The organism is Rubrivirga sp., assembly GCF_049648075.1.
Classification (GTDB): Bacteria; Bacteroidota; Rhodothermia; order Rhodothermales; family Rubricoccaceae; genus Rubrivirga.
The window spans coordinates 1-2,517 of record NZ_JBARYR010000560.1 but is presented as its reverse complement, the minus strand read 5'-3'; the positions used below and the strand labels follow the sequence as shown (position 1 = coordinate 2,517).

Genomic DNA, 2,517 nt, shown 5'->3' with positions numbered 1-2,517 from the left:
GGTCCTCGAGGGCGAGATCGCGGGCGGCCTCGAGGATCTCGACGCCCTCGACCAACTCGAGGGCGAGCCAGGGCCGGCCGGCGGCGGGTCCGCTCTCCTCAGCTCCGGCCGAGATCAGCCGCGCGATTCCCGGGTGCTCGAGGCCCCCAAGAATCCTCCGCTCCTCTGCGAAGCGGTCGAGCACGGCGCGCGTGTCCGCGCCTTCTCGAACCACCTTGAGGGCAACCTCTCGGTCGAACAGCCCGTCGGCACGTCGGGCACGGTACACATCGCCCATTCCGCCTCGCCCAATCCGCTCCCCGACCTTGTACGGCCCGAGAGCCACGCCGGTCAACGGGGCGCCCCCTTCCGCCGCGGCCCGATCCGGCAGGTCTGGTCCCGGCTTCTCGATTCCCGAGGGTAGAAGCCCGGTGTCGAGCGGCACATCGAGCACGCCCGCTCCTTTACCGGAGGCCTGGAGCAACGCCTCGACCTCAGCACGAAGCTCGCCATCCAACTCCTCGAGTGCGCGCCGCCGCTCCCCGTCCTCGAGGTCGAGAACGTCGTTGAAACGCTCTTTGATGAGATGCCAGCGTTCGGAGTCCACGGAGGTGCCTGGGGTTCAGACATCCGTGCGACAACCCGGTCAGAATCAGACCATTGCCGCGCTACTCTTCCGCGAGCGCATTGTGGAGCCAGGCCCGCGCGGCGGCCCAGTCGCGCTTGACCGTCATCGGCGAGACCTCGAGGGCGCCCGCTGTTTCCTCGACGGTCAGCCCCGCGAAGTACCGGCACTCGACGACACGCGCGGCTCGGGGATCGACTTTCTCGAGCTCGACCAGCGCTTCATCGAGGGCGAGCACGTCCTCGGACCGGCCCGGCGCGGCGACCGGGAGGGCCTCATCGAGACGAAGAGCGGCCTGCCCCCCTCCTCTCTTCGCTCGGTTCTTGGACCGCGCCGAATCGACGACCACCTGGCGCATCGCTCGGGCGGCGGCTCCGAAAAAATGGGCGCGACCGTCGAACGGGAGCCGGTCACCATCGACCAGCTTGAAGTAGGCCTCGTGCACGAGCGACGTCGCCGTTAGCGTGTCGCCGATGTCGTGCCGCGCGTGGAACGACCGGGCGATCTGTCGGAGCTCGTCGTAGACGGCCTCGAGGAGCTTGGCGCTCGCCTCGGACTGACCGTCTCGGGAGGCTTCGAGCAGTTCCGTTACGTCGGCACGAGACATACGAGAGACGACGAGTGGAGGCAGAACACCAAGCTAGTCGGCTCGGGCACTCCCTGCCACCTCGAGGTCGAATCAGCCCCGGAAACCCGCGTCCTCGAGGACGCGACCCATCGAGGACGAGTCTGTCTACCCTTCGTGCTCGACCTGGAGGTAGTCCAGCTCGAGCGGCGTCTTGCGGCCGAAGATGGACACCATCACGCGGACCTTCATCTTGTCCGGGTAGACCTCCTCGACGAAGCCCGTGAACGTGTTGAACGGGCCGTCTACGACCTTGACGGCGTCGCCCTCCTTGAAGGGGATCTCCATGACCTCGCCCTTGTCCTCGTCCATCATGCCCAAGATCCGGTTGACCTCGTCGGGGCGGAGCGGGACGGGCTCTCCGTTGGCACCGAGGAATCCGATCGTCGAGGGCGCGCCGTTGATCAGCTCGCGGAGGTACGGGTCGACGATGGCCTCGAGCAAGATGTAGCCCGGGAACGACGTCTTCTCACGGGTCCGCTTCTTGCCGCCGCGCATCTCGAAGACGGTGTCGGTCGGGATGACGACCTGGGTCAGCTTGTCGTCGTAGCCGAGCCGCTCGACCTCGCCCTCGAGGTACTCCTTGACCTTCTTCTCGTGACCGGAGAAGGTGCGGAGGACGAACCACTTGCGGATCGGAGGACGGGGCATGGAAGCGGTGCGGACGGAAACGACGGAAGCGGAGGGCGTTGCCCTAGCTGCCGTAGATGAGCTTGAGGAGTTGGCTGATGATCTGGTCAGCGCCGAAGATGAACGTCGCCAGGATGACCGCGGCGACGAGCGTCAGCGTGGTGTTGCTGATGAGCTCCTTGCGCTTGGGCCAGTTCACCTTCCGCATCTCCTTGCGGACCTCGACGACGTAGTTGCCGAGGGCGCCGCCGGGCGGCTTGGTTTGCGTCTGGGTCGCCATGTCAGGGCCGCGCGGGGCGGAGGAAAGTCGGGAGGGTCAGTGCACGGGCGGCAGGACTCGAACCTGCAACCGTCGGTTTTGGAGACCGATGCGCTACCAATTGCGCCACGCCCGTGAAGCGGACCGCCGACGCCCCGAAGGACGCCGGCGGCGGCAGAAAGCTACGACGAGGCTCGGGAGCCTGTCGGAAGCGTCTATGGAGAACGGCCGCCCCCAGGATCGCAGAAGCGCGTCCTCGAGGACGACGTATCTCTAGTCGAGGATTTTGGAGACGACGCCGGCGCCGACCGTCCGCCCGCCCTCGCGGATCGCGAACCGGAGCCCCTGCTCCATCGCCACCGGCTGGATCAGGTCCACCGAGAACTGCGTGTTGTCGCC

Annotated in this window: 4 protein-coding genes, 1 tRNA gene and 1 pseudogene; all 6 read right to left on the bottom strand. The window is 66.9% G+C overall.

The genetic code is table 11. From position 1 onward, the window contains the following. The coding region (locus tag WBA11_RS15760; protein ID WP_424521613.1) for a protein kinase at positions 1–586 on the bottom strand (586 nt) is incomplete at its 3' end. Positions 587–647: 61 nt separating this feature from the next. Then, positions 648–1,211 carry a sigma-70 family RNA polymerase sigma factor gene (locus WBA11_RS15755; RefSeq protein WP_424521612.1) on the bottom strand — a complete coding sequence of 188 codons (564 nt, stop codon included), beginning with the start codon at positions 1,209–1,211 and terminating at the stop codon, positions 648–650. Positions 1,212–1,337: 126 nt separating this feature from the next. Further along, positions 1,338–1,880: a transcription termination/antitermination protein NusG gene (gene nusG, locus WBA11_RS15750; RefSeq protein ID WP_424521611.1), complete on the bottom strand. Its 543-nt coding sequence runs from the start codon at positions 1,878–1,880 to the stop codon at positions 1,338–1,340. Between the two features lie 43 nt (positions 1,881–1,923). Beyond that, on the bottom strand, positions 1,924–2,139 hold the full coding sequence (gene secE / locus WBA11_RS15745; RefSeq protein ID WP_424521610.1) for a preprotein translocase subunit SecE: 216 nt from the start codon (positions 2,137–2,139) through the stop codon (positions 1,924–1,926). A 42-nt stretch (positions 2,140–2,181) separates the two neighbouring features. Beyond that, a tRNA-Trp gene (locus tag WBA11_RS15740) sits at positions 2,182–2,254 on the bottom strand. 137 nt (positions 2,255–2,391) lie between these two features. Then, positions 2,392–2,517: pseudogene (gene tuf, locus WBA11_RS15735) on the bottom strand (elongation factor Tu); the annotation flags it as partial.

Bases quoted from the DNA above. Each gene is read 5' to 3' on its own strand.
- WBA11_RS15755 (WP_424521612.1), bottom strand. From the start codon at position 1,211: ATGTCTCGTGCCGACGTAACGGAACTGCTCGAAGCCTCCCGAGACGGT.
- nusG (WP_424521611.1), bottom strand. From the start codon at position 1,880: ATGCCCCGTCCTCCGATCCGCAAGTGGTTCGTCCTCCGCACCTTCTCC.
- secE (WP_424521610.1), bottom strand. From the start codon at position 2,139: ATGGCGACCCAGACGCAAACCAAGCCGCCCGGCGGCGCCCTCGGCAAC.